This window comes from Pseudoalteromonas sp. KJ63-1, from assembly GCF_055808145.1.
Window position 1 is genome coordinate 2,962,664 of record NZ_CM147855.1, and the last position, 22,768, is coordinate 2,985,431.

General features: G+C 40.4%; 22 protein-coding genes and 1 tRNA gene. 9 read left to right on the forward strand and 14 right to left on the reverse strand.

Annotated features, from left to right (window positions below; genetic code table 11):
* Positions 1-27 precede the first annotated feature (27 nt).
* The 5 genes from AC0L7Q_RS14110 (at position 28) to AC0L7Q_RS14130 (ending at position 4,371) form a co-directional block, all read left to right on the forward strand.
* Positions 28-1,056 carry an FHA domain-containing protein gene (locus tag AC0L7Q_RS14110; protein ID WP_409424030.1) on the forward strand — a complete coding sequence of 343 codons (1,029 nt, stop codon included), beginning with the start codon at positions 28-30 and terminating at the stop codon, positions 1,054-1,056.
* 295 nt (positions 1,057-1,351) lie between these two features.
* Positions 1,352-1,534, forward strand: coding sequence for an SDR family oxidoreductase (locus AC0L7Q_RS14115; protein ID WP_409425596.1), 183 nt, complete (start codon positions 1,352-1,354; stop codon positions 1,532-1,534).
* Complete coding sequence (locus tag AC0L7Q_RS14120; protein ID WP_409424031.1) at positions 1,531-2,370, forward strand: amidohydrolase family protein; 840 nt, start codon at positions 1,531-1,533, stop codon at positions 2,368-2,370. The genes AC0L7Q_RS14115 and AC0L7Q_RS14120 overlap by 4 nt, the downstream gene beginning before the upstream one ends.
* Before the next feature lie 48 nt (positions 2,371-2,418).
* Entirely contained in the window at positions 2,419-3,981 is a 1,563-nt protein-coding gene (locus AC0L7Q_RS14125) for a S41 family peptidase (RefSeq protein ID WP_409424032.1), read from the forward strand.
* Between the two features lie 3 nt (positions 3,982-3,984).
* The gene (locus AC0L7Q_RS14130) at positions 3,985-4,371 is read left to right on the forward strand and encodes a hypothetical protein (RefSeq protein WP_409424033.1); all 387 of its coding nucleotides are present in this window, start codon (positions 3,985-3,987) and stop codon (positions 4,369-4,371) included.
* 101 nt (positions 4,372-4,472) lie between these two features.
* On the opposite strand, the gene AC0L7Q_RS14135 is transcribed toward AC0L7Q_RS14130, so the two are convergent.
* The 4 genes from AC0L7Q_RS14135 to AC0L7Q_RS14150 all read right to left on the reverse strand — a co-directional run bounded on the left by AC0L7Q_RS14135 (position 4,473) and on the right by AC0L7Q_RS14150 (position 7,614).
* Complete coding sequence (locus AC0L7Q_RS14135) at positions 4,473-5,648, reverse strand: mandelate racemase/muconate lactonizing enzyme family protein (RefSeq protein ID WP_054202652.1); 1,176 nt, start codon at positions 5,646-5,648, stop codon at positions 4,473-4,475.
* A gap of 27 nt (positions 5,649-5,675) precedes the next feature.
* A complete protein-coding gene (locus AC0L7Q_RS14140) occupies positions 5,676-6,443 on the reverse strand; it encodes a class II aldolase/adducin family protein (RefSeq protein WP_413400871.1) in 768 nt (255 codons plus the stop codon).
* Between the two features lie 134 nt (positions 6,444-6,577).
* A complete protein-coding gene (locus tag AC0L7Q_RS14145; protein ID WP_008113473.1) occupies positions 6,578-6,901 on the reverse strand; it encodes a c-type cytochrome in 324 nt (107 codons plus the stop codon).
* A gap of 173 nt (positions 6,902-7,074) precedes the next feature.
* Positions 7,075-7,614, reverse strand: a complete 540-nt coding sequence (locus AC0L7Q_RS14150; RefSeq protein ID WP_036980338.1) for a DUF2058 domain-containing protein — start codon at positions 7,612-7,614, stop codon at positions 7,075-7,077.
* Between the two features lie 194 nt (positions 7,615-7,808).
* On the opposite strand from AC0L7Q_RS14150, the gene AC0L7Q_RS14155 reads away from it, so the two are divergent.
* Entirely contained in the window at positions 7,809-8,957 is a 1,149-nt protein-coding gene (locus AC0L7Q_RS14155) for an MFS transporter (protein ID WP_413400872.1), read from the forward strand.
* On the opposite strand, the gene AC0L7Q_RS14160 is transcribed toward AC0L7Q_RS14155, so the two are convergent.
* Entirely contained in the window at positions 8,924-9,424 is a 501-nt protein-coding gene (locus AC0L7Q_RS14160) for a prolyl-tRNA synthetase associated domain-containing protein (RefSeq protein ID WP_413400873.1), read from the reverse strand. The two genes, AC0L7Q_RS14155 and AC0L7Q_RS14160, sit on opposite strands and share 34 nt — an antisense overlap.
* A gap of 1 nt (position 9,425) precedes the next feature.
* Positions 9,426-9,812 carry a hypothetical protein gene (locus AC0L7Q_RS14165; RefSeq protein ID WP_409425597.1) on the reverse strand — a complete coding sequence of 129 codons (387 nt, stop codon included), beginning with the start codon at positions 9,810-9,812 and terminating at the stop codon, positions 9,426-9,428.
* 165 nt (positions 9,813-9,977) lie between these two features.
* Here AC0L7Q_RS14165 and AC0L7Q_RS14170 point away from each other — a divergent pair.
* Positions 9,978-10,053 (forward strand) — tRNA-Ala (locus tag AC0L7Q_RS14170).
* A 177-nt stretch (positions 10,054-10,230) separates the two neighbouring features.
* Here the strand turns inward: AC0L7Q_RS14170 and AC0L7Q_RS14175 are convergent.
* Together AC0L7Q_RS14175 and proB are read right to left on the reverse strand one after the other, a co-directional pair.
* The gene (locus AC0L7Q_RS14175) at positions 10,231-11,478 is read right to left on the reverse strand and encodes a glutamate-5-semialdehyde dehydrogenase (RefSeq protein ID WP_413400874.1); all 1,248 of its coding nucleotides are present in this window, start codon (positions 11,476-11,478) and stop codon (positions 10,231-10,233) included.
* Positions 11,475-12,581 carry a glutamate 5-kinase gene (gene proB, locus AC0L7Q_RS14180; RefSeq protein ID WP_010391693.1) on the reverse strand — a complete coding sequence of 369 codons (1,107 nt, stop codon included), beginning with the start codon at positions 12,579-12,581 and terminating at the stop codon, positions 11,475-11,477. Before proB ends, AC0L7Q_RS14175 begins: the two co-directional genes overlap by 4 nt.
* Before the next feature lie 864 nt (positions 12,582-13,445).
* Between proB and AC0L7Q_RS14185 the strand changes: the two genes are divergently transcribed.
* Entirely contained in the window at positions 13,446-15,305 is a 1,860-nt protein-coding gene (locus tag AC0L7Q_RS14185; RefSeq protein WP_418157315.1) for a cation:proton antiporter, read from the forward strand.
* Between the two features lie 132 nt (positions 15,306-15,437).
* On the opposite strand, the gene AC0L7Q_RS14190 is transcribed toward AC0L7Q_RS14185, so the two are convergent.
* Both AC0L7Q_RS14190 and AC0L7Q_RS14195 read right to left on the reverse strand, forming a co-directional pair.
* Complete coding sequence (locus AC0L7Q_RS14190; RefSeq protein ID WP_013466021.1) at positions 15,438-16,076, reverse strand: tetratricopeptide repeat protein; 639 nt, start codon at positions 16,074-16,076, stop codon at positions 15,438-15,440.
* Positions 16,077-16,199: 123 nt separating this feature from the next.
* Positions 16,200-17,513 carry an adenylosuccinate synthase gene (locus AC0L7Q_RS14195; RefSeq protein WP_413400876.1) on the reverse strand — a complete coding sequence of 438 codons (1,314 nt, stop codon included), beginning with the start codon at positions 17,511-17,513 and terminating at the stop codon, positions 16,200-16,202.
* A gap of 243 nt (positions 17,514-17,756) precedes the next feature.
* Between AC0L7Q_RS14195 and AC0L7Q_RS14200 the strand changes: the two genes are divergently transcribed.
* Positions 17,757-18,991 (forward strand): IS3 family transposase gene (locus tag AC0L7Q_RS14200; RefSeq protein ID WP_409423192.1). Its coding sequence is split into 2 segments (ribosomal slippage): positions 17,757-18,108 and positions 18,108-18,991, totalling 1,236 coding nucleotides; the frame shifts between segments, so codons are not numbered across the junction.
* A gap of 40 nt (positions 18,992-19,031) precedes the next feature.
* On the opposite strand, the gene hflC is transcribed toward AC0L7Q_RS14200, so the two are convergent.
* From hflC to hfq, 4 genes are all read right to left on the reverse strand, one after another.
* A complete protein-coding gene (gene hflC / locus AC0L7Q_RS14205) occupies positions 19,032-19,910 on the reverse strand; it encodes a protease modulator HflC (protein ID WP_010391687.1) in 879 nt (292 codons plus the stop codon).
* A 5-nt stretch (positions 19,911-19,915) separates the two neighbouring features.
* Positions 19,916-21,085: an FtsH protease activity modulator HflK gene (hflK, locus tag AC0L7Q_RS14210; protein WP_413400877.1), complete on the reverse strand. Its 1,170-nt coding sequence runs from the start codon at positions 21,083-21,085 to the stop codon at positions 19,916-19,918.
* 106 nt (positions 21,086-21,191) lie between these two features.
* Positions 21,192-22,475, reverse strand: coding sequence for a ribosome rescue GTPase HflX (gene hflX / locus AC0L7Q_RS14215; protein WP_413400878.1), 1,284 nt, complete (start codon positions 22,473-22,475; stop codon positions 21,192-21,194).
* 16 nt (positions 22,476-22,491) lie between these two features.
* Positions 22,492-22,755, reverse strand: coding sequence for an RNA chaperone Hfq (hfq, locus tag AC0L7Q_RS14220; protein WP_008113494.1), 264 nt, complete (start codon positions 22,753-22,755; stop codon positions 22,492-22,494).
* Positions 22,756-22,768 lie beyond the last annotated feature (13 nt).

A 22,768-nucleotide genomic window follows, 5' to 3' on the forward strand; every position in this document is an offset into this window, starting at 1 on the left:
ATTAGTCTAGTATTTAATGTTAATTAAATGCAAAGTCAATATATACAATATGATAGAGTAATATTATTTACTAAAAGACCAAAAGAGAGCTGTATGGCTATACTGACTAAGTTAAACTCAAATATGATCTTTTATCTGCGCGACTTTCATCGTTTTGGTCGGCTAGCCCACTCTGTTGACACCTTATTAAACTACCCAGAAGTGACACGTATTCATGCTGTAATAGAGTGGGTAAAACCACACTGGTACATTCGTGATTTAAGCAAAAATGGGATTTGGCTAAACGGTAAGCGACTTGATAAGCAAACCAATTCCGTATTAGCCCTAAATGATCGCATCAGCTTTTCAGAAATAAATAACTTAGATTACCAGTTAACTTCTATCGATCCACCAAGAGATCTTTTACTACCGGTCAATGGAACAAATACACATTGTATGTTGCTCGAACCTTATCATTTTTTACCCGATAGCCAACACCCCAAAGCTGTTATTTATTACGACCCAGAGAGACTCTCTTGGTGCTATGAAAATACAGAAACTCACCAATTAGCACTCTTAAAGGATGGCCAAAGAATAACAATTGCAGAACAGCAGTGGCAGTTTTTTCAAGCAGAAATGACATCACAAGAAAACACGCTGAATTTAAGTCCTGCATCTATCAATGACCTTAAATTTATGTTCAATTTAAGCTTAGATGAAGAGCAAACCGAATTAAAAATAAGGCAACATAATACATTAGTTGACCTAGATGTTCGCTCTCACCACTACCTTACTTTATTGCTGGCTCGTAATAAATTGGCTGATATCAGAAATAAATTTGAGCCTGATGTACAGGGCTGGGTACAAGTTAAGAAATTAGCACGCGATCTCGGTATTAATGAGAGCCATGTCAATATTCAGATCCACCGTGCGCGAAAACAATTTATGGACTCTTTCAATAATATATTATCTGCTGATGTTTTGATTGAGCGTAAACGAGGTAAAGTTCGTTTTGCAGGGAAGTGTTTTACAATTTTAAAGGGGCAGAACTGTGAATCAACGGATCTCAAAAATTAAGAACTTGGTGTGGCGATGAGCAAAACTACAACCATTAATTGGTCGATTACCTAGCTATTATTTGCAGCGAACCACTGAAGGTTGTAGCCAAACTTATCAATAACTTAAATTGAAAACTAAATACCATAAACTGCTCCTCCATAGGGTAACAAGCAATACACTTATCAAGTACTTCTGGAATTTCACCAATTTGAATTGCCAACATCGCTCTGGTATTGACAGCTCATCATCTACCGCTTAAATACGAGCGCGGTATATCTCATTGGGCACGATAAATAATATTATTGTGGTCGTAATAGGTGTTACACTCTTTATTGAATTTGATCGACTTTTACTGCATCGTAACTTTCTGCAACCACTTAACCGCTTAGGTCAAGCCGATGAAGTAGTTACATTGGTAAACTTTTTGGCCAGTGATGAAGCCAGCTTCATTACTGGTGGGTTACAACCCATTTATGGCGGTTACATAGCACAATGACTACTAAAATTATTGACCCACATCTGCATTTTTTTAATTTTCAGGAGGGGAAATATACTTGGCTGCAAGGTGCTAACCCACCAGCTTGGTCTAACCTAGATAAAATAAAGCAACCGATTAGCGTTGCTGAACTGATCAAAAGTACAGACTTTGAACTCGCTGGTTTAGTGCACATAGAAGCAGGCTTTGATAATAACCGGCCCGTTAAAGAGTTAAACTGGTTAGCCAACCATATTAAAACCATACCTTATAAAGCGATTAGCTTTGCAACAATTAACCAGCCAAATAACGCATTTAAACTAGCACTTCAGCAGCTAGAACATTGCTCTCTTGTAGGCATTAGAGATATCACTGAAGGTCATGATGCCGAGCGCTTATTGAGCCCACATTGCCTCGATAACCTGCGACACTTGAGCCAATTAAAGCTGCATTTTGAAGCCCAATTTAAAGTAGAAAACCTCAACATCACCGAGCGGCTCATTTCTTATGCCATCCAAATTAGTGACTTACAAATAATCATTAATCACACTGGGCTTGCACACAACCTTGCTAACTGGGCAGCTGCAATTGAACTACTTGCAAAGCAGCCTAATGTTGCGATTAAGTTTTCAGGTTTTGAGTTACTCATGCTTAATAGCGAGCAGCAAAGCCAATGTTTTAAACATATATTAAAGCATTTTGGTATGCAAAGAGTGATGTTTGCTAGCAACTTCCCAGTGTGCCAAATTAACATTAACTACAATGAGTTATGGCAACATTACCGCACTCTATGTAACGATACTATTATCTGGCAGCACCTGAGTTACAAAAATGCAGCGCGCCTCTATCAACTCTAAATAAAAACCGCTATATTTAGCTCAACAGTTTAAAAAACGAGCATGCGTATGGCCATTTTTAATTCACCTTCTCTTAAATACACATTACTCCCTTTTTCGCTAGCCGCTTTATTAACAGGTTGTGGCGGTGCAGGTAGCGACAATGCGATTAACCCAACAACGGATAATAGCGGTTGGACTTCAGGTGTATTTGCTAGCTCAGGACAATTTAAAGGTCAATGCCAAGCTATTAACGAAAAAAACTGGCTGCGCTCTTGGAGTAACGAAACCTACCTATGGTATGACGAAATTATTGATACCAATCCGGCATTAACATCAGGCGTTATTGATTACTTTAATACTTTAAAAACTGAGCAACTGACTGAATCGGGTGCGCAAAAAGATAATTTTCACTTTAGTTTGCCGACCGATGAGTGGCAAAGACAAAGCCAATCTGGCCTGAGCTTTGGTTATGGCTTTAACATAAAAATAATTGCAGGTAGTGCGCCGCGCCAAGCTGTTGTTAGCTACACCGAGCCAAATACCCCAGCTAGTAATCAAAATATTATTCGTGGTTTTGAGCTTTTAGAAGTTGATGGTGTTGATTTTATTAACACCACCTCATCAAGCGAGGTGGGGATCATTAATGCAGGTTTATTCCCCGAGCAAACGGGTAAAGTTACCGAATTTGTATTTAGGGATATCAGTTCCAATGAAAATCGCACTGTTACGCTCACGTCTCAAAATATCGAATCACAACCAGTAATGAATGTTCGTACCGATTTAGCCGATGGTGATGTGGGTTATTTTCAATTTAATAGCCACAACGCCATAGCCGAGACACAGCTTTACAACGCCTTTAACCAACTCGCTGCCAGTAGCATTAAAGATTTAGTCATTGATGTGCGCTATAACGGAGGGGGATTATTACAAATGGCTAGCCAAGTAGGCTACATGGTAGGGGGCAGTAACACGCAGGGCAAAATATTTGAACGCACTATTTTTAACGATAAATACCCCAATACCAACCCTGTAACAGGCCAAACACTGACACCGATGCCTTTTACAAATCGTTTTGTTGGCTTTGAAAACAATTCTGCAATTGTAGTAGGCACGCCGTTACCCACCTTGAACTTAGAAAGGGTATTTTTACTCACCACCAGCAGTACCTGCTCGGCTAGTGAGGCTATCATTAACGGGCTGCGCGGAGCCGATGTTGAAATTATTCAGATAGGCGCAGGCACCTGCGGTAAACCGTATGGCTTTTACCCTACCGACAACTGCGACACCACTTATTTTACTATTCAATTTACTGGCGAAAATAACAAAGGTTTTGGTGAATATTCAGATGGCTTTACACCGCAAAATACCATTGATGACGCACGACAACCGGTTCGCATTGCTGGGTGTGCTGTTGCCGATGACTTTTCTAAGCGCTTAGGTGATGCTAGTGAAAGCTTATTAAGTACAGCGCTGAGCTATAGAGAAAACGGCAGTTGCCCTGCCCCAAGCTCAATAAATAGTGTTCTTGGTTTTGCGCCCACTATCGCCACCGATATGCCAGAAGTAAAAGATATGCGAATTCAAACCATGCTAGAACAAAATACTATTCTTAGTGATAACATGAGATAAGCAATGAACATATTATTAGCAATAAGCATGGCTGCAGCGACATTAGGGCTAACGGGTTGCTTAGCGCAAAGCTCTGAACCCACTCCTAAGTTACAGCATGCGTTACTAGTTGAGCCAAATAGCGCTAAAGTAGCCGAGGCTATTACGCAACTGCTACATAGCTCGCAGGTTCAATTAGCCGATGACGTTTTTGTAACCTCAAGCACAGTTACGCTTGAGCAACTTAATCACAAAAACTCTCAGGGAAATCCGATTATGGGCAAGCAGCTTAATATGCCGGATCAGTTTGAACTGATGATTAAGGGAGAGCGCTGTTCTGTTCGCCACCTTGATAGCAAAGCAACCATTGAACTAAAACAGGTGCTTTGTAAAATAAATCCACAGCGATAAAAAAGCCGGTAAGTGAGTTATCACTTACCGGCTATTCAGAAATAGAGCTATTTAACCTGAACTCTGGATAATAAATCCATCTCAACCAGAGTTCAGGTTATTTATTTTATTTCTACGCGTTGTGAGCGCATTACAATTTCATCGTTAAGTTCAATCCCAAGGCCTGGTTCTTCTGATACTTCAAAAAAGCCATTTTTAGGTTGTGGATCTTGTAAGCACAGCTCTCTGTTCCACTTTTTAATCGCATAAGTATGATGTTCATGAATTAAAAAGTTAGGGATCGCCGTTTCTAAGTGTAATGCTGCCGCGGTTGCAACCGGCCCACCACATACGTGTGCCTGAATACGCACGTCAAAAATATCAGCGTAATCACATACCTTTTTAGTTTCAGTAAAGCCACCACATAAACCAATATCTGGCTGTAGTACATCAATGCTTTGATCTTCTAAATATGGACGCACACCCCAACGGTTATATAAGCGCTCGCCGCCTGCAATAGGTACAGCCACTTTATCAGCCACTTTGGCATGTAACGAATGGTTCAAATAATTCACTGGCTCTTCAAAATACATACAGTCGAATTCTTCTGCAATCTCACCAATTTGAATTGCTGATGTCGCACCCGGTAAACTGTGGCATTCAAAAATAATATCGACTTCGTCACCCACGGCTTCACGAATAGCCTGCATACGAGCGCGGTATAGTTTCATTTCTGGGCGAGAAATAATATTTGTGCGGTCGTAATAGGTGTTGCCGTCTTTATCGTATTGAATTGGGTCAACCTTTACCGCATCGTAACCTTCCGCTACTGCTTTTAGTGCCGCTTCGGCATATTCTTGTGGCTGTACCAGCGCTTTAAACTCACTGTCCCAGTCAAACTGTAACTGCGATGCATAAGTACGTAGTTTGTCGTTAACTTTACCACCAAGCAACTGATACACAGGTAAACCCAATGCTTTACCTTTTATATCCCAAAGCGCCGTATCAATTGCACTCATTGCTGCATAAACTACCGGCCCACCGCCTAAACCCCAAAAGCTTTCACGCAACATACGTGACCATAGTTTTTCAGTTTGAAACGGGTCATGGCCAATTAAAAAGGCATCGGCCATTTCTTTGATCATCGCAGCGGCAGCGCTGTGACCTAGGTCATAGGCAAGGCCGGCTTCACCTACACCGCTAATCCCTTCATCGGTATGAATGCGAACAAATACCGGCGTCCATGCAGGACGTTCAGGACAATGAATATCAAAGACTTCAACGCGATTTACTTTCATAAAAAATTCCTTATTAACCTTTATTGGTTACTTTGCAAAACTTGGGTCAAGACGATACGCTTTTCGTAACATGGCAGGCCATGCTAGCTGCCCCCCAGTACTGCCGCTGTGAACAACGTTCGCTTGGTTATAAATGTTATCAATAATAGCTTGCGGTACTGCAATCGCTTCTTGTGCACTTGATTGAATAGCTAACTGTATTTCACAGGCACGTTGAAGGTCATAAAAGCGCATAAACGCATCACCGACTGTTGGCCCTACCGTTAAGCCGCCGTGGTTCACCAATAGCATATGATTGGTGGTGCCTAAATCTGTTTGCAGGCGTTTACGCTCATCATCATTCACCGCTAGACCTTCATAACCATGGTAAGACAGAGAAGGTAATGAAAACATCGAATACTGACTTAACGGTAACAACCCTTCTTTTTGTGTTGCAACTGCAATGGTTTCTTTAGTGTGCAGGTGTATGACGCAATGGGCATCCTCACGTACTTCATGAATGGCACTGTGAATGGTAAACCCCGCCGGGTTAATATCAAATGGAGTATCGTCAATAATGCGGCCATTTAAATCGACTTTAACTAAGTTAGATGCAGTGATCTCATCAAACGTTAAACCAAACGCGTTTACTAAATAATGATCCGTATCCGGTAAGCGAGCAGAAAGGTGCGTATAAATTAAATCCCCCCAACGAAAATGGTCTACCAATCGATAACATGCGGCTAAATCAACACGTAATTGCCACTCTTGTTCTGATACTTTATTTTTTAAATCGAGCTGGGGTAAATCAAACATAACAAGCCTTTTAAAACACAGCATAGCGCTAGTGATTGTAGATGTTTAGAAATCTAAATGAGTATTCGCATGATGGCAATCACCAAATAAAAAAGCCACACAAAGGTGTGGCTCTTTTTAGATTGCGTTAGCGATTATTGTACTTTTGATAGGTAATCGGCAATTGCTTCAAATTCTTCATCAGTCACAGTCGCAACCATTGCTTTCATCGCCATAGACATACCATTGCTACGTGCGCCTGACTTGATGTCTTTCATTTGCGCTACTAAATACTCTTTGTTTTGACCATTTAGTTTAGGGTACATCGCCATAATAGGTGCTTTACCATCTGCACCATGACATGTTTGACAATTTTTAGCGGTGTAAAGTGCAGCGCCATCAGCAGCGGCTGCTGAAAATGAAAAACTTGCGGCTAAACCAATACCCGCGCCTAATAAAAGTGTTTTTATCTTGCTCATTGTATTTACTCTTCTTTTTACGGTTAAAAAAAACGGTTGTGATAATTGTAGTCAATAAATCTTTAAAAAGCATACGTCCTTGATAAGGTTTGACGATCAATCAGAACAAATACGTGTATCCCTCATAAAACAAATATTAGCTTGCTTCAGCTGAGCAGATACTTAATAACAGCTTACCAAATAAGATCGTCTGGTACTTCAAAATCAGCGTACGGATCGTCTTCGTCCTTGGCTTTATTCTCAGGTTCTACATGAAACACAATATACTTTTCATCAACCTCAGCCACTTTGCGTGCAGGCTCGTCTTCTAATACGTAAAACTGGCCTTCTAATACACAAATTGCTAAACGTCCGCCCGAGAGCGCCTTTTGCGTTTGCTCATTCACATCAAGGCCCTTTACTTTATTTTCATAAGTAAAGTTAAAGGTACGCTCACCACGAATTGACTCTTGGTTGTGATGCTCTAAAATTTGCTTAACACGAGCTACCTGCTCGCGTTGCTTTAATTCTTCTTGGCGCGTTTTGTTAAGCTCTTCGGCTTTTTGCTGCTGCTCAAGCTTGGTTTGCTGAATATGTTTTTGCAAATCATTTGGGTTACTTGTCGCTCCCTTCTTTTGCTTTTTCTGTTGCTTGCGCTTTTCTGATTTAGCAACTTTGGCTTTATGTGATGTTGTTAAACCAGCTTGGAGCAATTGCTCTTGTAGTGACCCCATGGCGTGTTCCCACTAAAAACGAATATTAATGCTATTTTAATCACCAACGAGCGTAAATAACAGCGCTATTGGTATTAATCTAACAAACTACTGAAAACAAAGCATGATTTAGCGCAATAAAGGTTAATTTATGAAAACCCTAACAGTTTTGTATATAATGCAGCTCAACTAATAAGCAATGTTAACGGCAGTCAATGCGCTTACCTCACTTACTCCTTTGTTCTGTCTTTATTTTTTTTGTCTTATACGCACCACAGCCATTATTAAGTTTATTTGCCACCGAATTTAATGTAGCGCCTGCCATTGCAGGCAGCTTAATGACTGCCACTATGCTACCTTTGGCAATAGCTCCTTTGGTGTATGGGCTGTTTTTAGCCAAGCGAAACCCACTATTAATTTTACGCATTGCAATGTTATTCCTCGGTGTGGGCTGTTTATTATTTATTTATGCACCTAGCTTTGAGCTACTGTTACTTGTTCGGTTTTTACAAGGGCTGACTTTACCTGCCGCATTAACCGCTATGACCAGTTATATTGGTATGAGCTATCAAACCGATACACTACAGAAAAATATGACTCTTTATATTGGTAGTACGATTGTCGGTGGTTATTTTGGCCGGGTATTGGCTGCGCTCTTTAGCGACTTGTGGTCATGGCAAAGTTTTTATTACTTAATTGCTGCCATGTTGATAATACTCGCGCTTAGCGTTCCCCATAAACGCTTTGTCTTGAGTAGCTCTAGTAAGGTGTTATCACCTTTAGATTATATGAAACAACTTAAAGAAGGCTCGACACTTAAGCTTTATGGTGCCATATTTTGTATGTTTTTTTGCTTTGCAGCGCTATTAAACTACTTACCTTTTATTTTAAAAAAGACCTTTTTAATTAATAACACCCGCGACATTGGCTTAGTTTATAGTGGTTATTTAATTGGCGCGTTAGCCTCTATTTTTACCCCGTGGTTATTAAAAAAAATGACCTCAGCTTGGCGCTTGTTGGCAGCGGTATTCCTGTTTTATAACCTTAGTATTGTGTTATTAATGAGTCATTCACTGATGTTGTTTTTAGTTGCATTCACACTCTTTTGTGGCGCTATGTTTGTAATTCATTCCACAGCGGCACCATTGGTTAATAAAATTAGTCACGCCCCACCTAGTGTTACTAATGGTTGTTACGTGTCATTTTATTACAGCGGTGGCGCACTAGGGTCATTATTACCTGGGGTGGTTTATCAAACGCATGGGCAAACCGCGTTTATGGCAACACTTCTTGCAGTTTGCTTATGTGGTCTGGGGCTTATTTTGTGGGCTCAGCGCGATGGCAAAAACATTACCCGCGGCTGATGCTCTGTAAAATCAAAAAAGCGTAGTAAATCAGGCTTAGTTAATAACCATGTTTGAGTGTTTTCAAATGGGTGGCAGTGAAATAAATCGCCAAACCAAATATCCTGATCAAGCCAGAGTGTTACATCTCGTTGCTTATCGTTCATTAGGCTGAGCATTGACACACAACCTGGTGCAACTTTTAAGTACTTAGCCAAGCGCTCATTAGAGGCAAACCCTAAACGCGATAAGCCTTGCTGTTTAGAAAGTGATTTTAAATCGAGTTGTTTATCGTGCGAGGTGATCACTAAAAAATGGCGCTTACCTTCGTTATCTCGCAAAAATAGATTTTTTAAGCGTGTTCCAGGGCGATTCACCATCAGCTCGTCGGCATCTAAGCTGCCATGCAACGCTGGATGCTCAATCACGTCATAGTTAATATCAAGTTGGGCTAACACCGCCGCTAATTTTTGTTTATCCGCTAACATACTACAAACAACGCCCTCTTAATTGCACACTTAAATCTCGCCATAGCACTTCGTTTATTTCATGCTTATCTGCACAATAGTTACGTTGTGCAAGCTCTTTATTAAGAAACTCTACCGCTTGATCTTCTAATTGTAACTTAAGCACGCTCGACTCTTCAAAATGCTCTTGTTCGGCAAAACGCTTTACATCGCTTCGGGTTAGCTTTTTATTAATATTAATTTGCTCGCGACTCTTAGCCTTTACAGAGACCACATAGGCAAAAAGCTTATTACCTTGCTCATCAAGGGTGTCATAAAATTTTTTATTATTAATTTCGAATGGAGGCTCACCTACCGAGCTGGCACAGCCAAAAAGGAAAGTCATGAAAACTAAAGCGTATTTTTTCATCATGTATTATCGTTTTAGTAAATATTGATGCCGAGTTTAACAAAAATTAGTTAAAACGGAAAAATTTGTGAAAAAATACTTGACCAAAAACGTAAAAATATTTAAAGTTCACCCCGCTTAAGACTCAGCACTTAAGCATTTACAGCATATATAAATTAGGAATGTGGGGCTATAGCTCAGCTGGGAGAGCGCCTGCCTTGCACGCAGGAGGTCAGCAGTTCGATCCTGCTTAGCTCCACCACTTTCCTACTCTCTCCTTTTATTAATACCCTATTTTTATATTCTAAATAAATTTTTCTGTTAATAATGCTTTGTATTTTTTAATCTCTATTTTTGCTTAGTTGTTTAATTTTGCTAAATCGAGATCAAAAATGCCGAGCAAAGCCCGGCATTTTTATCATTTATTGGGTTCGGTTAGTTATTCACGAACTTGACCAACACCATTAACTAAATATTTTTCAGTGGTTAATGACTCAAGTCCCATAGGACCATAAGCATGTAGCTTAGTCGTTGCAATACCAATCTCTGCACCTAAGCCTAGTTGTGAGCCATCAGAAAAGCGTGATGACGCATTAACCATAACAACCGACGCATCAACACTACGTTGGAATAACTCTGCTGCCGCATCGTTCTTAGTACAGATAACTTCAGTATGATTTGAACCGAATTGAGCAATGTGCTCAACCGCTGCATCAAAACTTGGCACAATGCGAATTGCTAACTCTAAGTCTAAGTACTCTTCACCAAATTCGTTATCATCAAGTACAGTGGCATTATCAAAATATTCAGCCGCTTTAGCGTCAGCATTAATTTTTACACCTTCTTGACGAAGAACAACTGCACACAGATTTAAAAACTCATCAGCTACATCTTGGTGTACCACTAAACCCTCTAGTGCATTACATACGCCAGTACGTTGAGTCTTACCATTTAGCAGTAGATTAAGCGCTACTTCTAAATCAGCATCTTTATCTACATATAAATGACAAACGCCTTTAAAGTGCTGGATAACAGGGATTGTGCTGTTTTCAGTAACATAGTTAATCAGGCCTTCACCGCCACGAGGGATGATTAAGTCAATGCTATCGCGTTGTTGCATCAATTCCATGAGCAAGGCGCGGTCAGGATCTGGGATCACTGAAATTAACGCAGTTGGTAAGCCATGTTTAGTAAGCACGCTATGCATTACACTGGCAATGGCTTGTGAGCTTTTAAGCGCTTCTTTACCACCGCGTAAAATAACACCATTGCCCGATTTAAAGCATAATGCCCCCGCGTCAGCCGTTACATTAGGACGCGCTTCATAAATCATACATACCACACCTAGTGGTACACGCATTTTACGAATTTTAATCCCATTAGGGCGCTCAGTAATGTCACGTAACTGACCAACTGGATCATCAAGTGAAACAATCACTTCGATACCCTCAGCCATGGCTTCAATACGCTCATCATTCAATGTTAGACGGTCTATCATTGATGCCGCTAAGTTATTGTCGCGTGCAGCGCTTAGGTCACTTTCGTTTTCTTTAATTATAAATTCTTTTTGATCTCTTAATGCCGCTGCCATATCGGTTAACACTTTGTTTTTAGTCTCGGTATCGAGTAAAGCAAGTGTATGTGCAGCCTTTGCTGCTTGGCGTGATATATCCGTAATTAAACTCATGACTTCTCCAATAATGCGATATCTTTTTCTGAAATAATTGGTCCAATTGAATCCTGCATTTTTTCGCTGAATTCACTCTGCTCGTTATCTGCAATAAAGTTTAACAAGCAGCTACTGTAATTTGCTGTGGCTTTAGCTAAACGCGTACCATCTTCACTGCGAACTAAGATAGTATCGCCCACAGCAAACTCGCCATGTACTTCTCTGATCTCATCGCCACGTAAACAGCCGTCTTCACCTTCTAGTGAGTCATCAAATGACCCTTCAACAACGACTTCCCCTTGCTCATTGGCGGTATGTGTCATCCAGTGAATAGAATCTTGCATTGGCTTCTCATAAGGCAAGAATACGCTTCCTGGGTTTTCACCGGCTAACAAGCGAGTAAAGGTTTCTTCTTTAAAGCCATTAATAATGTAAGTTGCAATACCATGTGAAGTGGCTTTCTCTGCCGCTTCAATCTTGGTTTTCATACCACCTGTACCTACCGCACTGGTTGCACATCCTGCCATAGCATAAATAGAATCATCAATTGATTTTATTTCAGGCAATAACACGGCATCGTCATGCAAATTTGGGTTTTTATCATACAAGCCATCTACATCAGAGAAAATCATTAACGCGTCGGCATCAGCGGCTGCTGCAACCATGGCTGATAAATTATCGTTATCACCCACTTTTAAATCATCTGTTGTTACTGCATCATTTTCATTAATGATAGGTAGCACGCCATGTTCTAGCAATGTAAATACGGTTTCACGGATACTCTGGTAACGCTCACGGTCACGTAAGTCACCATGGGTTAATAATAGCTGCGCTGATGGAAAATCAAAGAAACGATCCCACATGGCCATCATTTCTGTTTGCCCTGCTGCAGCCATCGCTTTTTTCATTACCACTGAACGAGGTTGGTCTGATGGAAATAAATGTGAGCCAGCCGCTACTGAACCAGATGAAACTAGAATAACCTCAATTCCACGTGCGCGACAGCGAACAATAAACTGTGCGATGGTTAATAAATAACGTGAACGACAGCCATCTTGATCAGGTGCAATTAAGGCACTGCCCACTTTAAGTACGATACGTCGCCAATTTAACTTTTGCATAAGTGCTCAACTTTCCATTTAATTTGTTTTCATCACATAGATGAATGAAATTAGGTCGCCATGTTTATAAACATAGCGTCGAATTTATTTATCATTGCCCACACTTTTTTACACACACGTACACCGTCTCTAAAACTAGCGTTTTAAATTGAGATGCAAAAATAAATAGTATTAACCCAATAAATAAATCGGATCGTACTAACTAAAAAAATATAAAGTGTTGTTTATGTATCGCTGTAAAAAGCTGTGTGCGGCTTTTTTATTAACAACATACATAGAGCCTCTTAAGTCTGGTACACCAACAGATAGGGTGATGACTTAAGGACCGAGATTTAATCGCCACGATGGGGATTAAATATTGAGAGGTAATAGTTCAACTCAAACTTATATTTATCTGTATTGAGCAAATAAACACTTCGAGCAAAACCATACCAAAGAGTACGGTAAATGATATTGTGTGTTCAAATATAAAAAAACAAGGCAAAAACAATCAGTAAGATAGTTAAGATGTTTGTATCTAACATATTTACGTATTTAAACTACAAACTTTATTAGATAACTAATTATTCGAACACGAAGTATAATACGTTAAAGTAGCTGCTTAGATCAAGGCTAAAATTCAAGCTGCATAGGTCAACACTACTAAAGCGAGTGCTTTTTACATTAAGTATCATGCAGTTAGACTACTATAAATATGAATTATATAGACTATAAATTTGATAACATTTTAGAAAATGACGTTAACACTAAATAAATAAGTATTATTTATTAGCTAAATTGAATTTACACGTGTATACCCACTGTATTACTGGTAGGTAACAGTTATACTTTTAAACATTATTAATATTAAGGAGTTTTTACTCTATGTCAGCAATTTATATAGCAGGTATTGCACTGTGTTCGGTGCTAGCCCAATGGGTCGCCTGGGCGTTCAGAGTACCCGCTATTCTGTTTTTGTTGCTTACTGGGCTTTTATTAGGACCATTTAGTGGCGTATTAGACCCAGATGCCTTATTAGGCGATTTACTTTTTCCGGTGGTGTCTTTAAGCGTTGCTGTGATTTTATTTGAAGGGTCTTTAACGCTGCATTTTCGGGAGCTTAAAGGGATCAGTAAAGTAGTAAGAAACCTCTGCTCTATTGGTATGCTTATGACCTGTATCGTTATCAGCTTAAGCGCCTATTGGTTATTAGAGCTAAATTGGCGAGTCGCAGCAGTACTTGGCGCGGTGCTTGTTGTAACCGGACCAACGGTTATTGCGCCACTGCTTAACTCAATGCGACCCACTCAAGATATTGACCGTATTTTACGCTGGGAAGGTATAGTTATAGACCCTATCGGCGCTTTATTCGCGGTATTAGTGTTTGAAGCAGTTATGTTAGTTGGTCAAGGTGAAGTATTTAGCCACACTATAATTGCACTAGTTAAAACCGTTGGTGTTGGTTTAAGCATTGGTGTGGTTTCGGGCTGGATCACAACGCAACTAATGCGCCGCGAATGGTTGCCATTTGAGCTGCATAAATTTGGCATTTTAGCGTTAGTGTTAATTAGTTTTTCTATCTCAAATCATATAAGCCATGAGTCAGGCTTATTAGCTGTAACTGTGTTTGGTATTTGGTTAGCTAATCAAGATGACCTAGAAATAGACTCGGTACTTGAATTTAAAGAAGATCTTTCGATGATTTTGATCTCAACCTTGTTTATTTTACTAGCTGCCAGATTACAGCTTTCTGATTTAATGATGCTCGACAGCGATGTATTTATATTTTTAGCTATTGTGCTATTTATTGCGCGCCCGTTGTGTATTGCTATTTCAACCTTTGGCACCGATTTACCAATGAAGTCTCGCTTGGTGCTGGCTTGGATTGCACCTCGCGGTATAGTTGCTGCAGCCGTAGGCTCTGTATTTGCGTTAAGTATGATAGAAGCCGGTGTAGCCGATGCTGAGAAAATGGTGCCATTGATATTCACGGTTATTATCGTCACTGTGGTACTGCAAAGCTTAACGGCTATCCCTGTTGCTAAGTTGCTAGGGGTGCGCCAGCCCTCCCCTAATACTATTTTAATTATTGGTGCAAACCATGTATCTCGTGCTATTGCTCGTGGTTTAAAGGAACAAAACATTCCCGTTCACTTATCAGATCCTGCTTGGGAAAACTGTAAAATGGCACGTATGGATGGTTTGCCTTGTTATTACGGTAATCCACAATCTGAGCATGCTGAACGTTATTTACCTTTAACCACTATTCGCAGTGTTTTAGCGCTTTCACCTAATCGTCATCATAACGCATTAGGGGTGCAGTATTTTTCTCATTTATTGAATGAAAAAAATGTATTTTCACTTCGCTCATCGTCATCACATGCTAAAGCAAATAAAGACAGCGCGACGTTCTTATCACGACAAATTCTGTTTGGTGAAAACGGCGCATACGCTCGTTTAAGTAGCGTGATTGCCAAAGGCGGTAAAGTGAGTGCAACACGAATATCTGAAGAATTTAGCTGGCAACAGTATTTAGAAATGAATCCAGAAGCGATCCCAATGTTTATTCTCAAAGGAGATAAAGACAGTGATGAAGACGCTCCAGTGAAAATGAGGCCTTTTACCAGTGATATGGAAAAGCTACCACAAGAGGGTGAACGAGTAGTTGCATTGCAACCGCCCAAAATATCGCTATTAAAAGATCCGGCCAATAACAAAGCTAAAGACAATAAAAAAGACGAGTGATAACTAAAAAAGCGAGATTGCCACAAAGGCATTCTCGCTTTTTATTTACATACCTGAACTCTGGTTAAGAGATTTACTAACATATTAAATCATAGTCATAATAAGGCTTATTTTCTCTGGCCAGAGTATAGGTTACATAGGTAAGCGCGCGCGGGTAACGACACTGGCTGGCATTTTTTCAGCAAGTTTAGTTAATGCTCGCTCTATTTTTTTATGTGTCGCTTTATCGGCTACCGTGGTGTTAAACAACCAACGATAAGCATCTTCAAAATCTCTAGGACTACCATAACCTTGATTAAACAAACCAACTAATCGCAACTGCGCTTTTAAATTGCCTTGCGCTGACGCCTCACGTAAGTAGGTTATTGCCATGGCCTTGTCTTTTTGAACCAACTGCCCAACGTCGTAGTAACGACCTAGTTGCTCTAATGCAGCCGCTAAGCCCTGCTCAGCCGCTTTTTTCATGTAATACACACCTAGAGCAACATCACGCTCGACACATACTTTATAAGCGAGCATATCACCGTATAGGAATTGATATGATGGTAATGCCATTTTATTGGCTCGCGCTTCTATATCTTGCACTAACTGGCAATTATCTGCCTTTACGCGGGCTAGATGAGTGTTCTCATTAATTAAAGCTATTAACTCAGATTCAGTATACAGCGGCACAGCTGCTGGACTTTCTTCAGCTAAGCTATTGCTTATATTAAATAAAGAAAGTGTAAGTAGTGATAATGACCACACTGAGCAACGAGAAGATAAACGCATATTAACCACTTTAAAAATAAACTTACCAAATAATATACAAAGATCGTTCCACTATTAATAGCGTCACTTTTCCGCAGACATAAAAAAAGCTGCACATGGCAGCTTTTTTCAACATAAACCCAATTATGCGAATGGGCTACGAAGTATCATTGTTTCAACACGGTCTGGACCTGTAGAGATAATATCAACAGGTACGCCAGTGATTTCTTCAATACGCTTGATGTAATCAATTGCCGCTTTAGGTAAACCGTCAAGCGATGTTACACCCACTGTATTTTCTGACCAACCAGGCATTTCTTCGTATACTGGCGTTACTTTATCGTAACCTTCAGCAGCTAATGGTGTCACGTTAGTCACGGTACCATCTTCAAGCTTATAACCAGTACAGATTTTAAGTGTTTCTAAACCATCTAGAACGTCAAGTTTAGTTAAACAAAATCCTGAAATACTGTTGATTTGAACTGCACGGCGCATAGCCACTGCATCTAACCAACCTGTACGACGTAAACGACCTGTAGTAGCACCAAACTCATGACCTTTGTCACCTAAATGCTTACCTACTGGGTCTTGCTTATCAAGGCCATCGTAAAGCTCTGTAGGGAAAGGACCTGAACCTACACGTGTTGTGTACGCTTTAATGATACCTAGTACATAATCAAGGTGTAATGGGCCAAAACCCGCACCTGTAGCAACGCCACCAGCGGTGGTGTTTGAAGATGTTACATAAGGGTAAGTACCGTGATCAATATCAAGTAGTGTACCTTGTGCACCTTCAAATAAGATGTTGTCACCAGCGTTACGCGTTTGATCTAAAAGCTCAGTTACATCAACTACCATTGCTTTTAAAATATCAGCAACAGCCATTGCATCATCAAACGTTTTTTGAAAGTCCACAGCATCTACTTTGTAGTAGTTCACTAATGTGAAATTGTGGTATTCCAATACTTCTTTTAACTTAGTAGCAAATAATTCAGGATTGAATAAATCACCAACACGTAAACCACGACGTGCTACTTTATCTTCGTACGCCGGACCGATACCACGACCCGTTGTACCGATCGGTTTATCGCCACGCGCAGTTTCGCGAGCTACATCTAATGCAACATGGAAAGGCAATATTAGCGGACATGCTTCACTGATTAAAAGACGTTCACGTACAGGTACGCCACGCTCTTCAAGCATGCCAATTTCTTTCATTAGCGCTTCTGGTGATAAAACAACACCATTACCAATCACACATTTAACATTGTCACGTAATACACCCGATGGAATAAGGTGTAGAACTGTCTTTTCACCGTCGATCACTAAAGTATGGCCAGCGTTATGACCACCTTGATAACGAACTACTAAAGATGCTTTATCTGTAAGGAGGTCAACTACCTTACCCTTACCTTCGTCACCCCATTGGGTGCCTAGTACAACAACGTTTTTACCCATTGCAAATTCACTTAGAGAAAATTAGGACGAGATTTTACCAGAAAACTAAAGCAATGTTCACCCCGTTTAGCTTATTTTTTCCTCGTGCGGCTAGTAAACACCAGTGTTTCGTTAATAATCACATAAATAACAGTCATTTATAACCTTAAAACTCAGATAACAAAAAGCCCTGCAATGGCAGGGCTTTTTCAAGTTTAACTATGTCTTGTCCTGAAATGTGTTTACACATTTAGGACTTATTTTATGAAAACCACTAAAACTAAAGACGTTAAGCGTACTCAACGAGATTATACATTAGGCTTTAAATTATCCATTGTTGAGCAAGTAGAAAAAGGCGACTTCACATATAAACAGGCGCAAAGTCATTACGGTATTCAAGGTCGTAGCACCGTTCTGGTATGGCTGCGAAAACATGGTAAATTAGATTGGTCTAAACCAACTTATATAGCCAACATGCCTAAATCAAAAGAAACCCCAGCACAAAAAATTAAACGTTTAGAGCGCGAGGTAGAGGAGTTACGCCTAAAGGATTTAATCAAAGATGAAATGATTAATATTATGGATGAAGAATATGGAGCGGGTTTGCGAAAAAAGTACATATCCGAGCTATCACGCGCGCAAAAGAAAACCAGCAAGTAAAGCTTACTCCTTTATGCCGTGCATATGGCATAACGCGACAAGGTTACTATCAAGCTATGCGCAGAATAGATTCTCGGAATAAAGCGTTGAAGCCAGTCAAAGAGTTAGTGATGTATTGGCGGCAATTCATGCCTCGTATTGGTGGGAAGAAACTTTATCTGATGATAAAGCCAGAGCTGCAAGAGCGTGACATTAAACTAGGCCGAGATTGTTTTTTTGACTATTTGAGAGAGCATGACTTGCTTGTAAAACCAAAGAAAAATTACACTAAAACAACAAATAGTAATCATTGGATGCACAAGCATCCCAATTTACTAAAAGAATACAAACCTACTGCGGCCGAGGAAGTCTTCGTTAGTGACATTACATACGTAAAGTCATCGCAAGGCGTGCATTACCTGTCGTTAGTCACTGATGCTTATAGTCGAAAAATAATGGGTTATGAGCTCAGTGATGAAATGAAGGCAACTGATGTAGTCAAAGCGTTAGAGATGACGATTAAGCAGCGGGTGTATAAACGTGATGCTATTCATCATTCAGATAGAGGTTTACAATATTGCTCTGAAGTATATCAAGGTATGCTATTAAAGGAGGGAATTAGGCCATCTATGACCGATGGATATGACTGTTATCAAAACGCATTAGCTGAGCGTATTAACGGGATATTAAAACAAGAGTTTCTACTGTATAAATGTCGTAATATGGCAGAGTTAAAAGAGCTCGTTGAAGAATCGATATTTATATACAATGAAATGCGACCGCACTTAAGTTTGAATATGAAAACACCAAATCAAGTGCATAAAAAAGACCTGGCGCTTTCGCACCAAGTCTTTCATTAAAACCGTCAACCTATTTCAGGACGGGACACTAAAGCTATAATTACTGAGCTTTCGCGCCTTTCATGTATTGGAAGAAGTCGCTATCCGGTGATAACACCATCACGTCTTGCTTGCCTTTGAAAGTTTGCTTGTAAGCTTCTAAAGAGCGAACAAAGCTAAAGAACTCAGGATCTTTATTATATGCACTAGCATAAATCGCAGCAGCGTCAGCATCACCTTGACCACGAACAGAACGAGCATTACGTTCTGCGTCGGCAAGCATTACTGTTACGCGACGGTCAACGCCTGCACGAATTGTTTCTGCTTTTTCCTGACCTTCAGAGCGGTGCTCTTTAGCAACTGCAGTACGCTCAGCGCGCATACGTTGGTAAATAGAGCTACTCACCTCTTGTGGTAAGTTAATTTGCTTAACACGCACATCAAGTACTTCAATACCAAGCTCACTAGCACTTTCAGATGCCTGTACTAACGCTTCTTCCATCAGCTCGCTACGCTCACCAGATACAATTTCACGAATAGTACGCGTACCAAAATTAGTACGTAGGCCATTATTTACTTTTTGCTTAAGCAGTGTTTCAGCGTATTGCTTGTCACCACGTGCACGCAGGTAAAAAGAGCTAAAATCGTTTACGCGCCATTTTACAAACGAATCAACAATTAAGTCTTTTTTCTCGCTAGTTACAAAGCGATCCGGTGTGCCATCTAGTGTTTGAATACGTGCATCAATACGACGTACTTGGCTAAAAAATGGGACTTTTAAGTGTAGACCTGGGCCATAAACTACTGCCTCATCGTCGCTGTCTTTTTGCACTTTACTAAATAAAAGTACAATCGCTTTTTGACCTTCAGAGACCACGAACACCGACGAGAAAGACATCACAATGGCGGCTAATAGGATTACTAAACTAAAGTTTTTCATTGCTCTTATCTCCCGTCGTTAAAGCGATCATTGTTAAAGCGATCGTTACCACTATTAACAGTGCTGTTGCGTGACGTATTTACCTTGTTACGTAAATCGTTGATATCGCTTGAGCTAGGTAAAGCAACACGTCTTGATGAACCCTGTTTTTCCATGATTTTATCAAGTGGTAAGTACATCATGTTATTGCCGCCTTTAACATCAACCAATACTTTAGAGCTATTACCTAGCACTTCTTGCATCGTATCTATGTATAAACGCTCACGTGTTACTTCTTTAGCTGCTTGGTATTCTGGAAGTAATTTCTCAAAACGAGCTACTTCACCTTGCGCTTCTAGAGTAATACGTTCTTGGTAACCTTCAGCTTCTTGCGTCATACGAGTCACTTGACCACGCGCACGCGGTTCGATTTCACGGGCATACGCTTCTGCTTCACGAATAAAGCGTTGCTCATCCTCTTGGGCCGCAATTGCATCATCAAACGCGTCTTTAACTTCCATTGGTGGACGAGAATCCTTGAAGTTAACGTCGGTTACGATTAAACCTAAATTATAAGGTTCGATGATTTGATTTAGCTCATCCCAGGTATTTTGACGCACAACTTCACGGCCGTTCGTCAGTACTTGGTCCATTTTTGAATGACCAACAACGTAACGCAGCGCACTATCTAATGCTTCTTCAAGGCTGCTGTCAGCGTTAGTAACACTAAATTTGTACAAGTAAGGGTCGATTACTCGATACTGTACTTCAAATTCAACGCTTACTACGTTTTCATCTTCGGTTAGCATAAAGCCTGATGCTGATAACGAGCGAACAGCTTCGATATCGACTGGAATAACCGTTTCAACAAAGGTCATTTTCCAACGCAAGCCAGGATCTGCAATTCGGTCAAACTTACCAAATTGAAGAACGACGCCGCGCTCAGCTTCTTTCACCGTATAAATACCGCTTAACGCCCATACAATTGCAGCGATAATAAGTACAAATGAAATACCGGCTCCGCCAAGTCCACCGCCGCTACCATTGCCGGATTTTTTACCGCCAAATAAGCCGTTAAACTTGTTACTGAATTTACGGAACACCTCGTCTAAATCAGGTGGGCCTTGATCACGTCCGCCTTTGTTATTCCACGGATCTTTGTCATTGCCATTATTACCCGGTTCATTCCAGGCCATAGCTATACTCCATTGTTATCTAAATAAATTCGGAAATTGTGTTAAATCTAACAAATCTTCTGCGTTTCTTATACTAAAACCGACATTAATCTTGCAGTTTTTAATCTCAACTAATAAAACTTTCAATTTCAGGGCCAAAATCTTTAATTAAACGGTTCCACTCAATCATAGGCAATCTTACATCAAGCAACCAATTACCTTGTTCATCAAACCGCTCATTGTGTACTGCACTTAAATTAAATAGTGATGCTCTTAAACGCCCATATTGTGGCGCGAGTAATAACGTTTCATTTAGCATTTGCTTAGCGAGTAAATCGCTAATAGCTTCACTAAGTAACTCACAGCCTTCGCCAGTTTTTGCTGATAGCCATACCCTTTTAGGTTGGCCCTCGTCATCACGATCAATACGTGGCGTTACCTCATCCAGCGCATCAATTTTGTTATAAACTAATAACTGCGGTACCTCGTCGGCTTCAATTTCTTTGAGGACTTCTTGTACCTGTTCAATATTTTCTTTTCGGCGAGGATCAGCTACATCTATCACATGCAGTTGTAAATCGGCTTCACGCGTCTCGGTAAGGGTTGCTTTAAATGCAGCCACCAAATCATGCGGTAAGTGTCGAATAAATCCTACGGTATCGGCTAAAATAACAGAACCAACATCACCAATATCGAGTTTACGCAGTGTTGGATCTAGTGTGGCGAATAGCTGATCGGCTGCATATACATCTGAATCAGTAATATAATTAAACAGTGTTGATTTTCCGGCATTAGTGTAACCCACCAGCGACACTGTTGGAATTTCATTGCGCGTACGAGCACGTCGACCTTGCTCACGCTGTACAGCCACTTTCGCTAGTCGTGCACGAATATTTTTAATACGTGCGCGCAATAAACGTCGATCTGTTTCTAGCTGCGTTTCACCCGGACCACGTAAGCCTATACCCCCTTTTTGACGCTCAAGGTGGGTCCAACCACGAATTAAACGTGTAGACATGTGACGAAGCTGCGCCAACTCAACCTGAAGTTTACCTTCATGAGTACGGGCACGCTGAGCAAAAATATCAAGAATAAGTGTTGTTCTATCAAGTACCCGACATTGGCAAACACGCTCTAAATTGCGTTCTTGAGACGGGCTCAACTGATGGTTAAAAATGACAACATCGGCGTTGTGGATTTTGACAATTTCAGCTATTTCTTCCGCTTTGCCGGTACCGACAAATAGCTTGGGATGTGGTGCTTGACGGCTGCCTTGCACAACCGCCAAACTACTAACACCAGCAGAAGATACCAACATTTCTAATTCATGAAGATCTTCGCGATCCCCATCTTTAGGTAGGTCGATATGGACTAAAATTGCCTGTTCGCCAGATTCATAGCGGTCAAACAAGCATTACGCTCCTAATTTAAAAGTTTCCTGGTTCAGTTTCTTCAGTGTCTTCATTTCCCTGTACACCTTGGAAGTTGACTGCGCGTGCAGGTACAACTGTTGAAATTGCATGTTTATACACCATTTGATTAACAGTGTTTTCCAGTAAAATTACAAATTGGTCAAATGACTGAATTTTACCTTGTAATTTTATGCCATTTACCAAAAAGATTGATACTGGAATGCGCTCGCGGCGTAATGCATTTAAAAATGGGTCTTGTAACGATTGGCCTTTTGCCATGTTATTATTCCTT

Excerpts from the sequence above, each read along its gene's own strand:
- AC0L7Q_RS14110 (WP_409424030.1), top strand. The coding sequence starts at position 28 with ATGCAAAGTCAATATATACAATATGATAGAGTAATATTATTTACTAAA.
- AC0L7Q_RS14120 (WP_409424031.1), top strand. The coding sequence starts at position 1,531 with ATGACTACTAAAATTATTGACCCACATCTGCATTTTTTTAATTTTCAG.
- AC0L7Q_RS14125 (WP_409424032.1), top strand. The coding sequence starts at position 2,419 with ATGGCCATTTTTAATTCACCTTCTCTTAAATACACATTACTCCCTTTT.
- AC0L7Q_RS14130 (WP_409424033.1), top strand. The coding sequence starts at position 3,985 with ATGAACATATTATTAGCAATAAGCATGGCTGCAGCGACATTAGGGCTA.
- AC0L7Q_RS14135 (WP_054202652.1), bottom strand. The coding sequence starts at position 5,648 with ATGAAAGTAAATCGCGTTGAAGTCTTTGATATTCATTGTCCTGAACGT.
- AC0L7Q_RS14140 (WP_413400871.1), bottom strand. The coding sequence starts at position 6,443 with ATGTTTGATTTACCCCAGCTCGATTTAAAAAATAAAGTATCAGAACAA.
- AC0L7Q_RS14145 (WP_008113473.1), bottom strand. The coding sequence starts at position 6,901 with ATGAGCAAGATAAAAACACTTTTATTAGGCGCGGGTATTGGTTTAGCC.
- AC0L7Q_RS14150 (WP_036980338.1), bottom strand. The coding sequence starts at position 7,614 with ATGGGGTCACTACAAGAGCAATTGCTCCAAGCTGGTTTAACAACATCA.
- AC0L7Q_RS14155 (WP_413400872.1), top strand. The coding sequence starts at position 7,809 with ATGCGCTTACCTCACTTACTCCTTTGTTCTGTCTTTATTTTTTTTGTC.
- AC0L7Q_RS14160 (WP_413400873.1), bottom strand. The coding sequence starts at position 9,424 with ATGTTAGCGGATAAACAAAAATTAGCGGCGGTGTTAGCCCAACTTGAT.
- AC0L7Q_RS14165 (WP_409425597.1), bottom strand. The coding sequence starts at position 9,812 with ATGAAAAAATACGCTTTAGTTTTCATGACTTTCCTTTTTGGCTGTGCC.
- AC0L7Q_RS14175 (WP_413400874.1), bottom strand. The coding sequence starts at position 11,478 with ATGAGTTTAATTACGGATATATCACGCCAAGCAGCAAAGGCTGCACAT.
- proB (WP_010391693.1), bottom strand. The coding sequence starts at position 12,581 with ATGCAAAAGTTAAATTGGCGACGTATCGTACTTAAAGTGGGCAGTGCC.
- AC0L7Q_RS14185 (WP_418157315.1), top strand. The coding sequence starts at position 13,446 with ATGTCAGCAATTTATATAGCAGGTATTGCACTGTGTTCGGTGCTAGCC.
- AC0L7Q_RS14190 (WP_013466021.1), bottom strand. The coding sequence starts at position 16,076 with ATGCGTTTATCTTCTCGTTGCTCAGTGTGGTCATTATCACTACTTACA.
- AC0L7Q_RS14195 (WP_413400876.1), bottom strand. The coding sequence starts at position 17,513 with ATGGGTAAAAACGTTGTTGTACTAGGCACCCAATGGGGTGACGAAGGT.
- hflC (WP_010391687.1), bottom strand. The coding sequence starts at position 19,910 with ATGAAAAACTTTAGTTTAGTAATCCTATTAGCCGCCATTGTGATGTCT.
- hflK (WP_413400877.1), bottom strand. The coding sequence starts at position 21,085 with ATGGCCTGGAATGAACCGGGTAATAATGGCAATGACAAAGATCCGTGG.
- hfq (WP_008113494.1), bottom strand. The coding sequence starts at position 22,755 with ATGGCAAAAGGCCAATCGTTACAAGACCCATTTTTAAATGCATTACGC.